The sequence below is a fragment of the Pseudomonas fluorescens genome, assembly GCF_000968015.1.
GTDB lineage: Bacteria > Pseudomonadota > Gammaproteobacteria > Pseudomonadales > Pseudomonadaceae > Aquipseudomonas > Aquipseudomonas fluorescens_W.
Window position 1 is genome coordinate 739 of the sequence record NZ_LACH01000131.1, and the last position, 453, is coordinate 1191.

The window sequence follows — 453 nt, forward strand, 5'->3', positions numbered from 1 at the left end:
AAAAAACTCAACTCCTTCATGCTGCTGGATAAGTTTGAGTACCAGGATGCTGACAACGGTAGTGCATTGGCCTGGGATGCAAAAGGATGGATCGGCGGTGACGTTGACCGACTGTGGTTGCGCTCGGAAGGCGAACGTACCAATGGCGTAACGGAAAACGCTGAACTCTCAGCACTTTGGGGGCACTCCATCGGTCCATGGTGGGATGTCGTCACCGGCGTACGACAAGACTTCAAGCCCGGGTCACCACAAACTTGGGGAGCGCTCGGTATTCAGGGCATGGCCCTCTATAACTTTGAAGCCGAAGCGACTGCCTACATCGGTGAGAACGGTCAAACCGCTGCTCGATTGGAAGGCGACTACGACATTCTGCTGACCAATCGCCTGATCTTGCAGCTGACGGCCGAAGCCAATTTTTACGGAAAAAATGATCCTCAGCGCAGCATTGGCTCT

At 53.9% G+C, this 453-nt stretch carries 1 protein-coding gene; it reads left to right on the forward strand.

Translation table 11 applies throughout. The features are described 5' to 3' along the window. The coding region (locus tag VD17_RS31345) for a copper resistance protein B (protein WP_185753270.1) at window positions 1-453 on the forward strand (453 nt) is incomplete at both ends.